Consider the following 18,180-nt stretch of genomic DNA (forward strand, 5'->3'; position numbering starts at 1 on the left):
AACTTATGAAAATAAATAGGATATTATTCCTCAAAGTATGAGGATATCATAAACTAATTAATGCGGAATATTATTCTTCTGGTTTTATTATGATAGTTATTTTTTGAACTACTTTTGGATGCAGTTCTATGTCTACTTCATAAGAACCTAGTTCTTTAAATGTTCCTAAAGGAAGCCTGATAGACTGAATATCAACATCAAAATCAGATTTCTTTAACCCTTCTGATATTTCTCTAGTTCCAATAGAGCCATATAGACTTTGCTCTTCAGATACGGGAACGAATAATTCTAATTCATAATCCTTTAATTTTTCAGCTATATTGTTTGCTTCCTTAATTTTACCTAATTCAGATTTTTCTATTAATTCTCTTTTTGCCTCAAACTCTTCTTTAGCTTCGTCACTTGCTAAGATTGCCTTACCATTTGGAATTAAAAAGTTTCGTGCATAACCTTTTTTTACTGTTACTAAATCTCCAGGATCTCCTAGATTTAGGACTGTTTCTAATAAAATTAGGTCCATTTTTATTTAAAGTGAGAGTCTGTATAAGGAAGTAAAGAAAGATGCCTAGCTCTTTTGACTGCTATTGATAATTGTCTCTGAAATTTTGCCTTTGTTCCTGTAATTCTTGCAGGCATAATTTTACCTGTTTCAGTTATAAATTCTTGTAAAAGGTGGACATCTTTATAATCTATTTCAGTAATTCCCATCCTTGTAAATTTACAAAAGGTATTTCTGACCTCCTGAGGCCTTCTTTTTTTAATTATTTTCTTTTTAGCCATTCTATACTCCTTTTAAGAGTTCTTTTCTCCGGAATCTTCTGTTTTTTTATCATCTAATTCTGTTCTAACTTCTTTAATTTCTTCCTTTTCAGAATCCTCTGTTTTCTTATCTTCAACATTTTCCTCTGATGACTTAGAATCTCCAATATCTTTATCTATGACCGTCTCTTTCTTTATTAAGGAAGCCTTATCTTTGGGCACATTTGAAACTGATTTCTCTCTTTCATATGATTCTTTTTCTTTTTCTTTTTCTGAATCAATCTTTGTTACTTTCAATAAAGCTGATTGTCCTGATTCTGGACTACCTTTTATAAGGATAAGATCTCTAATTATAGAATCATCAAACTTAAAAGAAGATTTAATTTCATCTATTGTAACTTGGTCACATTCTACATTCATCAGAACATAGCCACCCTTATATTGATCCTGTATTGGATATGCAAGTTTTCGTAATCCAATATCTTCTACTCTATGTATTAAACCTTTTGTAGCTTTTACTTGATTTGAAAACTTTTCAATAAAAGAAGAGGCTTGATCTGCTTGATCTGGATGGATGATAAAAATAATTTCGTAATTTCTCATTTTGTCCTTATGGTTAGTAGCCTATAGACTGTGCAATAGGCAAGGAATAGCGAGGCATTGTATGGGAGTTTTTTAATTAAATCAATAAATTCAACTTTCACTTGATCTAATAATTTCGATAATTAAATCATCGAAATTTAAGCCAGAAGACAAAGCTGCTTTGGGAACTAAACTTGTTGGAGTAAGACCAGGGACTGTATTTACCTCTAAAAGTTGAAAATTACCATCTAAATCCTGTATAAAGTCTACCCTTCCCCATCCTGAACATCCTAGAGACTGAAAAGCTTTTAAAGATAAATCTTGGATTTCTTTTATCTTTTTAGTTGATAATTGAGAAGGCTTATAAATAGTTTTATTACTTATATATTTAGACTGATAATCATAAAACTTATTACTAGGAATAATTGTAAATGGTGTCAGCGCCTTATTCCCTAAAATTCCAACTGTCATTTCTATACCTTCAATAAAAGCCTCAACCAAGATATCTTTATCAAATTCAGAAGCTAATTCTAAAGATTCCTCTAATGTTCCTTCGTTAGGATGAACAATTGATATTCCAAAACTAGAACCTTCTCTAGCTGGCTTTACAACAAAAGATTTATTCAAAGAAGTTATTTCTTCAGAACCTGAAATAAATTGGTTTAATTCCATATTTGGCAACTTAATATCTTTAATCTCTACAAAGTCAGCGGTAGGTAGCTCTAAATCTCTCCAGATCTTCTTTGTTTCTATCTTATTCAAAGAGATTCTACTTGAAACAGAATCACTGCCAGTATAATTAATTTTAGATTTTTCTAAAATTGATTGAATAAATCCATCTTCTCCACCAATTCCATGTAATGCATTGAAAACTAGATTAAAATTATTAAAATTATTTTGGCTATCTTCTACCGACTTAAGATCTATACGACTAGCTTTCAAGCCCATCCTAGACAAAGATTCTAAGACTAAATTACCAGAATTTAATGATATTTCTCTTTCAGAAGACCATCCGCCCATAAAGACTGCGATGTTCTTTTGTCTTAGTGAAGCTAATTTATCCATATGTTTTTGATAGATTTTCACTTAAAAGACCAATATCTCCAGCGCCTTGAGTAATCAAAACTGAATCCTCTAAATTTATGTTTAGTAAAAAATCCATTGCACCAAATCCATCAGAAACAAAGTTAGTTTTATTTAAATTTAATTTATTTAGCCTTTTTGCCATAACCATACTATTAATTCCTTTTACTTCGGATTCTCCAGCCGAATATATATCCATCAAAATTAAATGATCTACCTTTGATAAAACATCTATAAATTCGTCCATCATATCTTTGGTTCTAGTATAACGATGTGGCTGAAAGATCATCACTACCTTTTTAGAAGGCCATTTAGATTTAACAGTCTTTAGAATCTCATTAATTTCTGTAGGGTGATGACCATAATCATCAATAAGATCTAGAGAATATTTTTTAATCTTAAGTTCACCTTTAAGTTCCATTCGTCTTGCTACTCCTTGAAAATTCTCTAGAGCATTTTTTATAATCTTATTATCTATACCTTCTTCAAAAGATATAACTGCAGAGGCTACTGCATTAAGAATATTATGCCTTCCAATTATGTTTAAGCCAGAAGAAAAAATGATCTTTCCATCTCGAAATAAAGAAAAATAGGAAGGATGTATAGAATCATCAACTTCTTCTATGACATAGTCATTTTCTTCATTGAAGCCATAAGTGACAGTAGGTCTGCCAAAATCCTTCTTTAACCTTTTCACAGACGGATCATCCCCACAAGCAACTACCAAACCATCAAAAGGTAATTTCTTGATAAACTTAATGAAGGCTTGTTCTAAGTTTTTAATGTCACCCGCATAGTTTATAAGGTGATCGCCATCTATATTTGTAAGAATTATTGAGCTTGGTTGAAGTTCTAAAAAAGATTGATCACTTTCATCTGCTTCCACTATTAAATATTTACCTTGGCCCAATTTTGCATTGATATCGTAGATATTTAATTTTCCACCAATAATAAAAGTAGGGTCTAAATCAGCTTCTGTAAAAATTGCAGAGAGAATACTTGTGGAAGTAGTTTTTCCATGGGTACCTGCTACCGCTATTCCATATTTAAGATTCATCAAACCAGCCAACATTTCTGCTCTTTTCATTATTGGAATATTTCTTCTTAAACTTTCTTTGAGTTCTATATTTTCTGAACTTATTGCAGTAGAAATAACTACCAAATCTACATTGACAATATTTTTACGAGAATGTCCAATAAAGACATCAATGCCCAAAGACTTCAACCTCTTAGTAGCCTCTGATTCAGTTTCATCAGACCCGGTAACCTTATAGCCTAGGTTGAATAATACTTCTGCGATACCACACATACCACTTCCGCCTATACCAATAAAATGAATAAGGTTTAATCTACTTTTTGAATAATGCATTTATTTCGTTGTAAATTTTCTTAGCCGACCCGGGCAAAAAAGCCAGTTTAGCTGACTTTCCTATTTCTTCTAGCAATACTTTATCATTTACCAGTTCTTCTATATTTACTTGAATTTTCTTCTCCAAATTTCTTTTCCATATCACTATTGCTCCTCCTAAATCTTTCATATATTTAGCATTTTTAAATTGATGGTCATCAATAGACCAAGGCAAAGGAAGAAGAATGGAAGGCTTTCCTAGATGGGCTATTTCTGTGATTGCCATAGCGCCTGATCTAGAAATAATAAGATCTGCATCAACCATAGCTTGACAAATATTCTCAATAAAATCTTCCACATGAAAACTCATCCCTGCAGATCTGTATTGGGCCTCTAAAACTTCTTTACCTTGATTTCCAGATTGATGGTGAATAAAAAATAATTCTTTATATTTTAAATGGCTTAAAGCATTAAATGCTATTTCATTTAGATTATTAGATCCTTGACTACCTCCTAATATTAAGATCCTAAATTTCTTTTCATCAAATATAGTAGGAGTATTATTTTTTGAATTAAAAATATTTCTTACAGGATTGCCAACATATTTTACCTTATCGGAGCTAGTAAAAGAGCCGTTAAAACCTTCAAAAACAATTTTAGAAAAAGGCTCTAATAACTTATTAGCAGAACCAGGAACAATATTTTGTTCATGAATAAAGAAAGGAACCCTTAGAACAAAGGCTGCAAAACAAGGACCTAAGCTAGAATAGTTTCCAGTAGAAAAAACAAAATCAGGTCTTATTTTATTTACTAAATTTAAAGATTTAAAAAAAGAGATAATGAGATAAAGAATCGAATACAATTTTAAAAAAATATTTTTACCTCTAAAGCCAAATGAAGTATGGTGAAAAAAAGTAAACTCTTCTTTTAAAGCTAATTTTTCCTCTAAAGAGCCTCTAGATCCAATCCAAAAAATTCTTGCAGAGGTTTTAGAGAATTCTTGAGCGATACTTAAAGCAGGGTAAACGTGTCCGCCTGTTCCAGATGCCACTATCAAAACTTTCATAGATAAGTTGCTTTCCTAATTATTTTTTGAGATGGCATAGATTCTTTGTTCTCATAATCTATTCTTAAAATTAAACCTAATAAAGCACACATCACGATAAGATTATTGCCTCCATAACTAATGAATGGAAGAGTTAATCCTTTCGTGGGAAGTAATCCAGATGCAACTCCAACATTTATAAAGGTATGTAATCCAATTAAAATTCCCACTCCGTAAGATATAAATGAAGAAAAAAATAATCCTTTCTGTTTAGAATCATTTGCTATTCTAAAACACCGAAAAACCAATATAAACAAAAGTAAAATTAAGAATAAAGCAAAAATTAATCCCATTTCTTCAACTATAATTGAAAAAATAAAATCAGTGTGAGCTTCTGGTAAATAACCCATTTTTATAACGCTTTCTCCTATTCCCTTACCAAACCAGTCTCCTCTGCCAATAGCCATTAAGGATTGAGTTAATTGGTAGCCTGTATCAAATTTATCATTCCAAGGATCCATAAAGCTAATTACTCTTTCCCATCTCCATGGCACAAAGATAATAAGAGAAAATAAAGCTGTAAAGCCTAATGAAATAATTACCATAAATTGCATCAAAGGAACTCCTGCAACAAATAATATCCCTAGCACTGTCAAAAAAAGAACAGCTGACGATCCTAAATCCGGTTGTAGTAGAATTAATAAAGTTACCAAAACTATTAAAAATGCTGGTTTCATAAATCCTAAAATCTTATTCCTTAATTCTGTTAATCTTCTAGCGGAATATCCTGAAATATAAATGATAGAGATGAATTTCATAATCTCGGATGGTTGCAAACTAAAAGAACCAAACCTAATCCATCTACTAGCTCCATTAACCTCTGTGCCTATTGACGGAATAAGAACAAGAACTAAAAGGAAAATACCAGTTGCAAGAAAAACTCGATCTGTTTTTTCCCAAAATGAAATCTTTATAGATAAAATAATAAATAAGGCAACTAAGCCAATAATTAAATGAACTGATTGTTTTATTAAAAAGTCTAAAGAGCTACTACTAGATAAATCAGAATAAGTAATAGAAGATGATGCAATTGCTAAAAGGCCACAACTGGTTAGAGTGATAAAAAGAGAAATTATTACAAAATCTATTTTATCTAGATCTATGAAATGAATTCTTTTCCGCATAAATTTTTACAGTCCTAGAATTCTTTTAAATTCTATCCCTCTCTGAATATAGTTCTCATACATATCTAAACTAGAACAACCGGGTGAAAGAAGTATTACATCTCCAGGAAAAGAGCAGGATTGAGCACGATTAGTGGCGCCTTCTAAGTCTTCTGAAAGGTCTGTTTCGACTATTTTACTAAAATAGTCATTTAATTTATCTGCATCTTTACCAAATAAATATACTTTCTTGACTTTATTCTGAGAAATATACTTTAAGTTATTAAAATCTTGAGATTTTGCATCTCCTCCAAAAATTAGATGTATATTATTTGTGTTATACAAATTCTCAACTGACTTAATAGCAGCAATTGAAGAACTAATATTAGTTGATTTAGAATCATTTATGAAAATTACATCTTCAATAGAACCAATCATCTCAAATCTATGTGGAAGTAAAGAAAAATCCCTCAATTCCTTAAGGCCAAAATCAAGAATACTTCTAACCCTTTTAACATCTTGCAATGCAATAGATTGATCGTTTAGTTTCTCAACAAAAAATAGAACTGTTAAAGTGGCTAATAAATTTGATTTTAAGTGATCAGGCCATAGTGAATTTATTCCTTGATCAATAAGAGGAAAGAAATCAAATAAATAGTTATTGAAATCTATGCCTTGAATCTCTTCTAGAATTAATTGGCTTTCTAATATAGGGAAACTAGTTTTTTCAAAAACTCTTTTTTTTGCTTTCTGATATGCCTCAATACTCCCATGCCAATCAAGATGATCTTCTTCTAAGTTTAAAAGTAAACTTATATCTGAGTAAATATGCTCAGTAAGCTCTAATTGAAAGCTAGAGATTTCTAGAATATTAATCTTGGCTTCCTTTTTTAATAAATCTAAAACAGGAGTGCCTATATTCCCTCCAGCCTGAACATTATCTCTGCCAAATCTAGCCTTTAAGACTTTCTCAAGCATACTAACTACTGTTGTTTTACCATTGGTGCCTGTTACTAAAATGACTAAAGAGGAATTTTGACGAAAAAAAATGTCAAAATCAGTTATGACTGGCAATTTCAACCTAAAAGCTTCGATCAGTATTGCATGACTTGGTTTTATTCCCGGACTTACTATTAATTTAGAAAAGTTAGATAATAATTTTAAATTAAATTTTCTTAATAATATTTTTTCCTTATTGACTATATCCTTTACTGATAATAATCCGCTAGGTTCAAGATGATCATCATATATATAAAAATCTTTGCCTAAGGAATGGAGATAATCAGCAACTGAAGCCCCTGTCTTACCTAAACCTAAAACAAGATAAGGTTTATCTTGTTTCATACTTTAACGAAGCTTCAGCATGGCTAAACCTAGAAGAACTAGCATAAAAGTTATAATCCAAAATCTAACGATAACTCTTGGTTCCGGCCAACCTTTGAGTTCAAAATGATGATGAAGTGGAGCCATTCTAAATATCCTATTGCCAGTTAATCTAAAAGAAATAACCTGTACTATTACTGAAAGAGCTTCAATAACAAATAAACCTCCCATGATTATAAGAATATATTCATGTCTTATAATCACGGCAATAGCTCCTAAAGCTGCTCCAAGTGATAAAGAGCCCACATCTCCCATAAAAACTTGAGCTGGATAAGTATTAAACCATAGGAATCCGAGACCAGATCCCATAATAGCACCACAAATTACTAAGACTTCACCCGTCCCATTTAAGAAAGGTATATTAAGATAATCTGAATAAAAGACATTCCCTGCAGCATAACCTATGATACCTAGACCCCCTGCAACCATTACACAAGGCAAAATAGCTAAGCCATCTAACCCATCAGTCAGATTTACAGCATTGCTAGTTCCTAAAATTACTAAACTTGATATAACTATAAAAGCCATACCTAAATATAAAGATATTTCTTTAAAAAAAGGAAAGATGAATGAAGTTTCACTAAGAGATTCTGCAGAAAAAAATAAAAATGAAGCTACACTTAATGAAATAATTAACTGCCAAAATATCTTAGATTTTGCTGAGACTCCTTTGCTATTTCTTTTCTTTATTTTTAAAAAATCATCATACCAACCTAAAGCTCCAAATAAGACAATCACATATAGAACTACCCATAAATATTTATTAAAAATATCTCCCCACAAAAGGCAACTAAAGACTATTGATGCCAATATCAAAGTTCCTCCCATTGTAGGAGTGCCTCTTTTATCAAAATGTGAAGAAGGTCCATCATCTCTAACAACTTGTTCTACATTGTTCGATCTCATGCTATTAATAAATCTTGGTCCAAGAAATAAAGAGAATAAAAGCGCTGTAAGGGTTGAACAAATTGCCCTTAAGGACAAATATTCAAATACACGAAAAGGACCATAAAAGTCCGACAGATAATCAAAAACAGGTAACAACATATTTATTCCTTACTTTATTGTAAATTATCAGCTATTTGATCTATTGCAGAAGAACGAGAACCTTTCAAAAGAATAATCCAATCCCTAGAAATATGCTTAAAAGCATAATCAAGCAATTCAGTGCTATTACTGAAAATTTTCAAAGAGCTATTTTTTAAATTAATTTCTTGCTTCCATAAATCACCAATACACCATATCTCATCAACTATATTATCTGCAAAGTGGAGAATTTCTTGATGATAAATAGCTTCCTTGGGGCCTAATTCTGCCATCTGCCCACCTATGAACACTTTATGCTTCCTTGTATCTATTGCCAACTCCTTCAAAGCTGCTTTCATTGATTCTGGATTTGCATTGTATGAGTCATCTATAATCATTGAACCTTTAAAACCTTTTTTAACAGACAATCTCCTGCTTGGAAAAACTGCGCTCTCCAAACGTCTAGTTGCTATTTTTAAATCTAATCCAGAAGAATGAACCGCAGCTAAAGCAGCAGCTGCATTTAATGCATTATGTTCCCCTATTGTATTTATAATACAATTTATACTTTCCTCTAAATAGAATAAAGTAAAACTTGTTTTTGAATTAGCCAGATCAACTTGAATATCTGATACTCTAAAATTAGATTCAGAGTGAACACCGAAAGTAATTATTTTATTTCCTTTAAATTTTGTTGCCCAAAGATCATAAAAATCTGAATCTCTGGGCAATATCGCTATGCCTTTATGACCTAGTGAGTAAAGCATATTACTTTTTTCAATTGCTATTTCCTCTAAAGACCCTAAACCTTCTGCATGCGACAACCCTATATTAGTAATAATAGCTATATCTGGATAAACTAAAGAAGATAACTCAATAATTTCTCCTGGTGCATTTGTACCTATTTCAGCAACAAGAAAATCTTGGTCTTTCAAACCTAAAAAGGTAAGGGAAAGTCCTAAAAGATTATTTTGATTCTCAAAAGTTTTATGAGTACTTCCTTCAGTTTCTAATATATGGCTTAATATGTCTTTGGTTGAGGTCTTACCATTACTGCCAGTAATACAAAAAACTTGACCTAGAAATAATTTACGTTGGTAAGCACCGAGATCTTTTAAAAAATTAAGAGTATCTTTTACTGTTATGTGCCTTATTTTTGAATCAAGTTTTTTTTCGGTTATACAAGCTATTGCACCCTTTGAGAAAGCTTCATCTATAAAGTCATCACCGTCAAAATTAACACCTTTGATAGAAACATATATATCTCCTTTATTGATTTTCCTAGTATCAATAGAGATACTTTTAAATTTAGAATTCTCTCCTATAAGCTCTTCTTCAGCAAAATTAGCTAAATCTAGAAGACTATTTCCTAGAATCATAGATTCTCAAATATTTTTGTTACCACTTCTTTATCATTAAACTCAAAATGTTCTCCGTCAATTTCTTGGTATCTTTCATGCCCCTTTCCAGCTATCAATAAATTATTCTTTGTTTTACTAGAATGTATAAGTTTAAGGGCATACTCTATTGCTTTTTTTCTATCTTCTTCTATATGAACTTTTTTAGAAATTATCCCAGTAAGAATATCATCTAATATTTTTTTTGGAGATTCAAACCTTGGGTTATCATTTGTTAGAATTATCTTATCTGAATACCTTTCAGCAATTTTTCCCATTTCTTTCCTTTTTGTTTTATCTCTATCGCCTCCACAACCAAAAATACACCATAAATTACCTTCAAAACTTTTTCTTATCTCTTTTAAACAATTTTCTAAAGCTTCTGGAGTATGCGCAAAATCAATAATACAATTATTGAGTAAACCAATTTCCATAAGATCCATACGACCCTCTGGTAATGAAATCTCTTCTACTGATTTTTCTAGTAAATCTATAGGTTCACCAGTTATTAGCAATGAACAAACGGCCAAAATAATATTTGAAGCTATCGTTTGAGAGAAAGTATTAACATAAAATCTCATCTGACCAAAATCACTATCTAGTCGTACTTTGATCTTTCTTGAACCAGTAGCCAAGAAACTAATCTTAAAGTTAGCTTCTTTTTGAAAGGAAATACTATAAACTTTTTTATGCAATTTTTCTAAATCTTGATATAGAGAAAGACCAAAATCACTATCTATATTTATCAGACAGGATTCAACATCATGTTCAGTAAATAAGCTCCTTTTTGTTTTTGCATATCTCTCTATTGTCTTATGATAATCCAAATGATCTTGAGAAAAACTGGTCAAAACTGCAACTTTAATTTTTGTGCCTACCATTCTCTTTTGAGAAATACCATGTGAAGAGGCCTCAAGAGAAACAATAGAGCAATTATTATCCACCATTAATCCTAAAGTTTGCTGAATAGTTATTGGATCTGGTGTAGTTAGATTAGATATCTCTATTTTTTTTCCATTTATACAACTATTGATAGTACTTATATAACCTGTTTTTAAACTAATTCTTTGAGAGATTTTTGATAATGTCTCCACATAAGTAGTCTTCCCATTTGTACCAGTGGCACAAAAAATATCTAGTTTTTTGGAAGGTTCATCATAAAAAGAAGAAGCAATTAAACCTAAATTTTGTCGTAGTTTTGGATGATAAAATACTTTTGAATTTCTAATATTTTCTTTTTGATCTGTAAAAACTAATTTAGCTCCATTTGTAATTGCTTCATTAATATATTTATTTCCATCTTGCGAACTGCCTTTTAAAGCAAAAAATATATCTCCTTTCTTTACTCTTCTGCTATCTAAGGAAAGTCCTGTTATTATTTTTTTATTCATACCCTCAGGTAAAGATACACCTTTCATAAAATCATTTAATTTTTTTGAATTTTTTGATGTCACGCTAAATTCCTGAGTTAATAGTATGTAACGATTGCTCCATTACTCTAGAAAAAAGAGGTGCGGCAACAGAAGATCCTGAATGGATTTCTCCTTCAAGCCCATGCAAGCTTACAATTGCTACTATTTTAGGTTTTTTAGAAGGGGCAAAGCCAGCAAAGATCGCTGAATATACTTGTTTATTATTCTCTATATTTTCTACAGTACCAGTTTTTCCGGAAACAGAAATTGCTTTAATTCTAGCTCTTTTTGCAGTCCCAAAATTACTATTAACAGCTTGATAAAGTGTTTCATTTATAAAATTTACTGTTTCTTCTGATATAACTCTTTTACTCTCAATAAAATAAGGCATTTCTTCATTATTTTTAAATAATGTTAGTTCCTTGTAAATGCCATTAGATGCTAATATCGAATAAGCTTGAGCTAAATGTATTGACGTAACAGACATTCCATAACCATAACAAGCACTTACTTTGTCTCTTGGGGTCACTGCATCTGTATAAGATAAAAAACCTTCCCTAGTATTAATTAAAATACTAGCGGGATAACTGCCAATGCCAAATTTACCTAGATATTCATATATAAAACCTTTTTCTACTTTAGAACAGAGCTTAACCATTCCTACATTGCTTGATCTAGCTATAATCTCTGAAAGAGTAAGCTCCCCATAATCTCTATAATCTTCAGTTCTATACCCTCCAAAATCTATCCAACCTGGAGATGTATCAATAATTTTACTAACATCATAATTATTAAAATCTATTACTGCGGCCATGGCTATAGGTTTTATTACTGAACCTGGCTGAAATAAATCAATTGCTGATCTATTTCTTAATAATGAAAAATCAGATAACTCTTTTCTATTTGATGGCTCAAAAGAAGGATAATTTGCCATAGCTAATATTTCTGAAGATATTGGGTCTACTAATATAATAGATCCAGATTTTGCTCCATGATTCAAGACACTAGATCTAAGTTCATTATAAGCAATCGACTGTATCCTGATATCCAAAGTCATATTTATATTCCTGCCTCTTTCAGGTTCTACTCTAATTCCATAAAGTTTATTACCAACTCTATCTTTAGAACCGTTAAAGCTGCCTGAAGTACTCTTCATATAATTATCAAATAGTTTTTCAGCACCTTGAAGACCATTTCTGTCTATATCTGTTATACCAACAGCATGGGCACTAATTTCTCCTTGTGGATAGCTCCTTTTTAAGTCCCTTAATAGTGAAATTCCTTTTATACCAAGTCTTTCAATTTCAATCTTTTCTTTTAAAGTAAGATGTCTTTTTACTTGAATAAAACCTTTTTTATTCCTAATTTTATTAGCAAAATTTTTTTCATCCTCTCTTAAGATGTGTAAAACTGAGCTTATTTTTTTTGGAGTTGGATCAAAATTTTCTAGGTCAACCTGAAGAGTATAGGACTCAACATCTAATGCTAAATATTTACCATTTCTATCTAGAATAGACCCTCTAGGTGCATTAATAGAATATTTAGCTGTAATTCTATTTTCTGATGTTCGATCTAAAAAATTTGAATCGTAAACCTGAACGTATATTAGCCTTATAAACAGCAAAGTTAATAAAGTAATAAAGAATATTCTCAAGGAAAGACTTCTTCCCTCAAAAAGGACAAGTCTATGTGACGACATACTTAATTCTAATCTATTTGATTTCTCACAAAAGATGGTATGTCTAATAGATCCTCTTCTGTATTAATATTTTCTTCTTTGTTTATATTCTGATGGAGTATTTCAGAATTAGAATTATTATCTATTATCTGTTGAGCAGCTGCACTTAAAGGAGGTCGATTTGAGCTATCTATTAAATTTCCTGCACTATGAATAGGGGAAACTCTTTGCATCTTCTTATTAGAATTCAAACCAGTAGCTACTACAGTAACTGTTAATGTTTCTCCTGCATTTTGATCTATAACTGTTCCTGGGACAATAAGGGCATCTTCGGAGGCAAAACCTTGGATACAATCTCCAGCAATTTCAAGTTCTTCTAATGTTAAATCAGGACCAGCTGTAATATTTAACAAAACACCTTTCGCATCCTTTAGATTTATATCTTCTAATAGTTTGGATCCTACTGCTTGCTCAGCAGCTTCCTTTGCTCTATTAGGACCTGAAGAGGAGCCTGTGCCCATCATTGCAGTTCCTTTTTCAGACATAATTGTTTTAACATCTGCAAAATCAACATTAATCATTCCTGGCTTTATTATAATATCTGAGATACCTCTAACAGCTCCTCCTAATACATCATTAGCTGCCTGAAAACCTTCTAACATAGTACAACCCTTTCCTAAAACTTCTAATAATTTTTGATTAGGTATAGTTATCAATGAATCAACCTCTTCAATCATGGACGTAATGCCTTCTTCAGCAATTTTCATCTTTTTCTTACCTTCTAAACCAAATGGTTTTGTTACAACTGCAACTGTTAAAGCTCCTAACTCTTTGGCTACTTGAGCTACGACAGGAGAAGCACCTGTTCCCGTTCCACCTCCCATTCCAGCTGCTATAAACACCATATCTGCACCTTTAATTAACTCTCTCAATCTATCTCTGTCTTCTAATGCTGCTAGTCTTCCAACCTCCGGATCAGTACCTGCTCCCATGCCATTTGTGATACTTTCTCCTAAAATTAGTTTTTGTAATGATGGGTTGTCATCTAAAGCCTGTTTGTCAGTATTTATTGAAATAAAATCAGCTCCCTCTATTCCTTGTTCAACCATTTGTTTTACTGCATTACCTCCGCCTCCACCTATGCCAAATACTTTTATTTTTGCTTTTCCCAAATTATCATCCAATATTTCCCAGTCACTCATATTAATCTCCTTTTAGATTTAAAGATTTCCACCAAACCAACGTGCTACTCTTGTTATAATATTTTTGTCTCTATTTATGTAATTAAGATGGTCTTCTTTGAGTTGCTTATGACCAAATAAAACTAAGCCAACGGATGTTGCATATATTGGATTACTTAAAATCTCAGTAAACCCATCAAAGAGCTGAGGTGAACCAATTCTGACTGGCGCATGAAAAACTTCTTCTGCTAACTCTACTGCTCCCTCTATTCTAGATGCTCCTCCTGTAAGTACTAACCCTGCTGGAATTAATTGATCAAAACCACTTAAATTTAATTTTTGTTGGACGATACTTAAGATTTCAACATATCTTCTTTCAAGAACATCTGATAAAGCTTGTCTTGATAACTCTCTTTCAGGCCTTCCTCCCACACCTGAAACCATCATTACTTCATCAGAACTTGTTAATGAACTTATGGCACAACCATATCTTTGTTTTATCTCTTCTGCTTGTGTTCTAGGAGTTCTTAGAGCTTCTGCTACATCATTAGTAACATGATCTCCAGCTATAGGAATAACATCAGTATAAGAAATTGATCCTTCAGTAAAAGCTGCTATATCTGTAGTTCCTCCTCCTATATCTATTAAGCATACTCCTAGATCTCTCTCATCTTCAGTTAAAACTGAGTAACTTGAAGCAAGCTGTTCTAGAACAAACCCTTCAACATTTAGACCACATGCCTTTACACATTTATAGATATTTTGAGAAGAATTCTCACTACAAGTAACTAAATGAACCTTTGCTTCTAATCGAGCACCTGCCATTCCTAGGGGTTCCTTTATGCCATTTTGTTTATCTATTATGTAATCTCTAGGCAAAACATGAAGTAACCTTTGATCTGCTGGAATAGCCATAGCCTGTGCGGTCTCAAGTACCCTGTCTACATCAGTAAATTTGACTTCACCGTCTCTTATAGGCACAACTCCCTCAGAGTTCAATCCTCTGATATGACTACCTGAGATGCCAACATAACAAGAGGATATATGACAACCTGACATATTTTCTGCTTCTTGTAGAGACTTCTTGATAGCATGAGTTGTAGATTCAATATCAACAACCACTCCATTTTTTAAACCTTTAGAGGGATGAGAACCGATTCCTAATATTTGTATAGAATCATCAAGATTTGCTTCAGCTACTATTACAACTATCTTAGAAGTCCCTATATCTAAGCCTACTAACATTTCTCCTCCAGCTGTTGTACTCATTTTTTCTCCCTTTTTATTTCAAGTTATAGTTTATGAAAATAAAACTGCTACACCATTTTTATATCGGAAATCTAACCTCTTAAGGTTCTTCTTATTTCCTGAGGAGAGCTCAAACTGTATTAATTGCTCGAGACGTCTGAGCTGCCCTCGGAATTCATAAAAATCAAAGAATATTAAAGTTGAATCACTTGTTAATGCTTTTAAATAACCATTCTCTAAAGAAAGAGTTTCTACTGATTTATTAATTTTCATCAAGACTAATTGCAATCTCCTTGAAAAATCTATCAACTTAAATCTTTTACTTTCCTCTCCAAATAACTGCACTAAGTCTAATTCTAAGGAAGTGCGATCAGGTGAGATAATTATTCCTGACTGGGTTAAATAACTATCTTTATTCCAATAAGCTGTTGGTTGATATTCTTTTATTTTTACCTCTAGATTTTGCATCCATCTATTCCTAGAGCTTAAGTTGTTAACCCAAGAAGTAGAAAATAAATTCGTAAAGTTCTCCTGAGTAGAATCTTTAAGATTAATAAAACTTAGGATTTTTTTATCTAGAAACTGCTCATCAGAAATTAACGGGTACTTTGAGGTCATCTTAAAGTCTTCTAATTTAAATTGTCCTGACGAAGAGAAACTAGAACAACTTGTAATTATGAATAGGAATAAAAAAATAATAAAATATTTATTCATCTTAATTTTGTATTTTCACCCTTATTATCTTAGACATTCTTGGAATCCTCATTTGCATGCCTTCTCTTGCAACTTTATTAATGGTATTTTGATTATTTAGATAACCAATCTCTTCTGATAAAAAATTAAACTCACTAATTAATCGCCCTTTCTTTACATTTAATTCCTCTAAGACTGAAAAATAAGACCTATACTCATAAGTTTGGATGATAACTATCAGACTAGATATAAATACAAAAACACCTGCTAAATAAATAAAAAAATATAATTTTATTACATTGGTCATGCCAACCTCTCACCGATTCTAAGGATTGCACTCCTTGCTCTAGGATTATTTCTTACCTCTGATCTTTCTGGTTTAAAGGGTTTTCCTCCTACTAATTTAAATTTAAAAGAAGATCCTTCCCTATCTTTTCCTTGTATAAACCTTTTTGCAATTCTATCTTCCATAGAATGAAAGCTTATAATTGCAAATCTGCCACCTGGCAACAAAAGTTCAGCTATAGCTTCAAGAACCATCCTTAATTCTTCTATTTCTTTATTTATAAACATTCTAATTGCTCTAAAAGAATTAGTAGCAGGATGCCTTTTTGATGTCCTAGGGATAATAGATGAAATTAAATCTGCAAGGTCCTTTGTATTCTTAAAGGAATTTCTACTTCTTTCCTTGCATATAGCTTTAGCTATCTTCCTAGATGCTCTTTCTTCGCCGAGCATCCAAAGAACTTCTTCTATCTCTTTTTGACTTGCAATATTTAACCACTGACTAGCTGGAATTCCTTCAGAAGGATTCATTCTCATATCTAGAGGTCCATCTTCCTGAAAACTAAACCCTCTTTCTGGGGTATTTAATTGAAAGGATGATATCCCTAAATCTAATAGCGCTCCATTTAATCTACAAGGCTTTATATGAGAAGTGATCTTACTAAAAGTATCATTAATAACTACTACTCTTGAATCTGATATAGCTATTTTAGAAGCTAACGATGCCGAATATGGATCTCTATCAATAGCATATAGTCTAGCTTTAGAAGATAAATTATTCAGGATTTCTTTAGAATGTCCACCTAAACCAAAAGTACAATCAGCATATTTTCCAGATTTATCTACTAATAAATTATTAATTACTTCAGTCACCATAACTGGTTCGTGTAATTTCATTATTAAAAAGGAATTTCCTCTACTGACAACGGCATATCTAATAATAAATCTTCATGTTCTACTTGTAAGCCTTGTTGTTTTTTATTCCAATTATCAACACTCCATAACTCAAATTTTGAACCCATCCCTACTAAAGATATCTGTTCTTTACAATTAAGACTTGCGTAATCTCTCAAAAGTTGCGGTATTAGTAAAATCATCCTTTCAGAGACCTCAAAGTCTGTTACTGATGCATTGCCTAGGATCTTCCATTTAATTGCTCTAGTTTTGTTATTTAAGCCTCCTAAGGCTTCTATTTTTGAAGACACATCTTGCCATGATCTTCCTGGATATATTATTAAAGCAGGGTATTGAGGATCTCTTGTAATTACCAAGCTCCCTTCGCAAGAAGAACGAAGTAAATCTCTGTATTTTGCTGGGATCACTATCCTCCCTTTTGCATCTAAAGTTAGGGTGTTTGCCCCATAAATTCCTAAAGTCATTTATATTTCTAATATCTAAATACATAAACATCTTTTGATAATGTAATGTAATTTTGTTCCACTTATACACACTTCAGTACACTTTATGTAAAAATACTAGTGCTTGTCAACCTTTTGGTTGCACTTAATAAATAAAAAAAAATGTAAGTTTAAGAAAGTAAGGTTGAGTTAGCCGATAAGCCGGGTTCTGTCTTGGATAATCATTCATCTAGATCTCACGTCACCGTAAGACTCAAGCAACCTACCCAGATTCAATGAGAGCATCATTCTAGAATCTCTATTTGGTCTTGCTCCAAGCGGGGTTTACCTTGCCATCAGATGTTACCATCTGTGCGGTGCGCTCTTACCACACCTTTTCACCCTTACCTTTACGGCGGTTTATTTTCTGCTGCACTTTCCGTAGACTTACATCTCCCAGGTGTTACCTGGCGCTTTGCTCTATGGAGCCCGGACTTTCCTCTCTTAAAAAATAAGAGCGATTACCTAGCTAACTCAATTTCATTATAGAACATGTTGAG

At 32.0% G+C, this 18,180-nt stretch carries 18 protein-coding genes and 1 other RNA gene; all 19 read right to left on the bottom strand.

Annotated features, from left to right (window positions below; all coding sequences use genetic code 11):
- Window positions 1-70: 70 nt before the first annotated feature.
- Window positions 71-520, bottom strand: a complete 450-nt coding sequence (rplI, locus tag P8J93_04620; protein ID MDG2061084.1) for a 50S ribosomal protein L9 — start codon at window positions 518-520, stop codon at window positions 71-73.
- A 2-nt stretch (window positions 521-522) separates the two neighbouring features.
- The gene (gene rpsR / locus P8J93_04625; protein MDG2061085.1) at window positions 523-780 is read right to left on the bottom strand and encodes a 30S ribosomal protein S18; all 258 of its coding nucleotides are present in this window, start codon (window positions 778-780) and stop codon (window positions 523-525) included.
- Window positions 781-792: 12 nt separating this feature from the next.
- Complete coding sequence (gene rpsF / locus P8J93_04630; GenBank protein ID MDG2061086.1) at window positions 793-1,362, bottom strand: 30S ribosomal protein S6; 570 nt, start codon at window positions 1,360-1,362, stop codon at window positions 793-795.
- Between the two features lie 90 nt (window positions 1,363-1,452).
- Window positions 1,453-2,427, bottom strand: a complete 975-nt coding sequence (locus P8J93_04635) for a D-alanine--D-alanine ligase (GenBank protein ID MDG2061087.1) — start codon at window positions 2,425-2,427, stop codon at window positions 1,453-1,455.
- Window positions 2,399-3,793, bottom strand: coding sequence for a UDP-N-acetylmuramate--L-alanine ligase (gene murC / locus P8J93_04640; GenBank protein MDG2061088.1), 1,395 nt, complete (start codon window positions 3,791-3,793; stop codon window positions 2,399-2,401). Before murC ends, P8J93_04635 begins: the two co-directional genes overlap by 29 nt.
- Window positions 3,774-4,838 carry an undecaprenyldiphospho-muramoylpentapeptide beta-N-acetylglucosaminyltransferase gene (murG, locus tag P8J93_04645; protein ID MDG2061089.1) on the bottom strand — a complete coding sequence of 355 codons (1,065 nt, stop codon included), beginning with the start codon at window positions 4,836-4,838 and terminating at the stop codon, window positions 3,774-3,776. The genes murC and murG overlap by 20 nt, the downstream gene beginning before the upstream one ends.
- Window positions 4,835-6,001 carry a putative lipid II flippase FtsW gene (ftsW, locus tag P8J93_04650; protein MDG2061090.1) on the bottom strand — a complete coding sequence of 389 codons (1,167 nt, stop codon included), beginning with the start codon at window positions 5,999-6,001 and terminating at the stop codon, window positions 4,835-4,837. Before ftsW ends, murG begins: the two co-directional genes overlap by 4 nt.
- Before the next feature lie 6 nt (window positions 6,002-6,007).
- Window positions 6,008-7,324: a UDP-N-acetylmuramoyl-L-alanine--D-glutamate ligase gene (gene murD / locus P8J93_04655; protein ID MDG2061091.1), complete on the bottom strand. Its 1,317-nt coding sequence runs from the start codon at window positions 7,322-7,324 to the stop codon at window positions 6,008-6,010.
- Between the two features lie 3 nt (window positions 7,325-7,327).
- Window positions 7,328-8,410 carry a phospho-N-acetylmuramoyl-pentapeptide-transferase gene (gene mraY, locus P8J93_04660; GenBank protein MDG2061092.1) on the bottom strand — a complete coding sequence of 361 codons (1,083 nt, stop codon included), beginning with the start codon at window positions 8,408-8,410 and terminating at the stop codon, window positions 7,328-7,330.
- A 14-nt stretch (window positions 8,411-8,424) separates the two neighbouring features.
- Window positions 8,425-9,768, bottom strand: coding sequence for a UDP-N-acetylmuramoyl-tripeptide--D-alanyl-D-alanine ligase (gene murF / locus P8J93_04665; protein MDG2061093.1), 1,344 nt, complete (start codon window positions 9,766-9,768; stop codon window positions 8,425-8,427).
- The gene (locus P8J93_04670; protein ID MDG2061094.1) at window positions 9,765-11,240 is read right to left on the bottom strand and encodes a UDP-N-acetylmuramoyl-L-alanyl-D-glutamate--2,6-diaminopimelate ligase; all 1,476 of its coding nucleotides are present in this window, start codon (window positions 11,238-11,240) and stop codon (window positions 9,765-9,767) included. The genes murF and P8J93_04670 overlap by 4 nt, the downstream gene beginning before the upstream one ends.
- A 1-nt stretch (window position 11,241) precedes the next feature.
- Entirely contained in the window at window positions 11,242-12,897 is a 1,656-nt protein-coding gene (locus P8J93_04675; GenBank protein MDG2061095.1) for a penicillin-binding protein 2, read from the bottom strand.
- Window positions 12,898-12,905: 8 nt separating this feature from the next.
- Window positions 12,906-14,078, bottom strand: a complete 1,173-nt coding sequence (ftsZ, locus tag P8J93_04680; GenBank protein ID MDG2061096.1) for a cell division protein FtsZ — start codon at window positions 14,076-14,078, stop codon at window positions 12,906-12,908.
- Window positions 14,079-14,096: 18 nt separating this feature from the next.
- Complete coding sequence (gene ftsA / locus P8J93_04685) at window positions 14,097-15,326, bottom strand: cell division protein FtsA (GenBank protein MDG2061097.1); 1,230 nt, start codon at window positions 15,324-15,326, stop codon at window positions 14,097-14,099.
- 30 nt (window positions 15,327-15,356) lie between these two features.
- On the bottom strand, window positions 15,357-15,923 hold the full coding sequence (locus P8J93_04690; GenBank protein ID MDG2061098.1) for a hypothetical protein: 567 nt from the start codon (window positions 15,921-15,923) through the stop codon (window positions 15,357-15,359).
- A 97-nt stretch (window positions 15,924-16,020) separates the two neighbouring features.
- Complete coding sequence (locus P8J93_04695) at window positions 16,021-16,305, bottom strand: cell division protein FtsL (GenBank protein ID MDG2061099.1); 285 nt, start codon at window positions 16,303-16,305, stop codon at window positions 16,021-16,023.
- On the bottom strand, window positions 16,302-17,180 hold the full coding sequence (gene rsmH, locus P8J93_04700; GenBank protein MDG2061100.1) for a 16S rRNA (cytosine(1402)-N(4))-methyltransferase RsmH: 879 nt from the start codon (window positions 17,178-17,180) through the stop codon (window positions 16,302-16,304). Before rsmH ends, P8J93_04695 begins: the two co-directional genes overlap by 4 nt.
- A 2-nt stretch (window positions 17,181-17,182) precedes the next feature.
- Window positions 17,183-17,662, bottom strand: coding sequence for a division/cell wall cluster transcriptional repressor MraZ (locus tag P8J93_04705; protein MDG2061101.1), 480 nt, complete (start codon window positions 17,660-17,662; stop codon window positions 17,183-17,185).
- 160 nt (window positions 17,663-17,822) lie between these two features.
- Window positions 17,823-18,157, bottom strand: an RNA gene (rnpB, locus tag P8J93_04710) — RNase P RNA component class A.
- Between the last annotated feature and the right edge of the window lie 23 nt (window positions 18,158-18,180).

The sequence above is a fragment of the SAR86 cluster bacterium genome (assembly GCA_029268615.1).
Lineage (GTDB): Bacteria > Pseudomonadota > Gammaproteobacteria > Magnimaribacterales > Magnimaribacteraceae > JAQWNM01.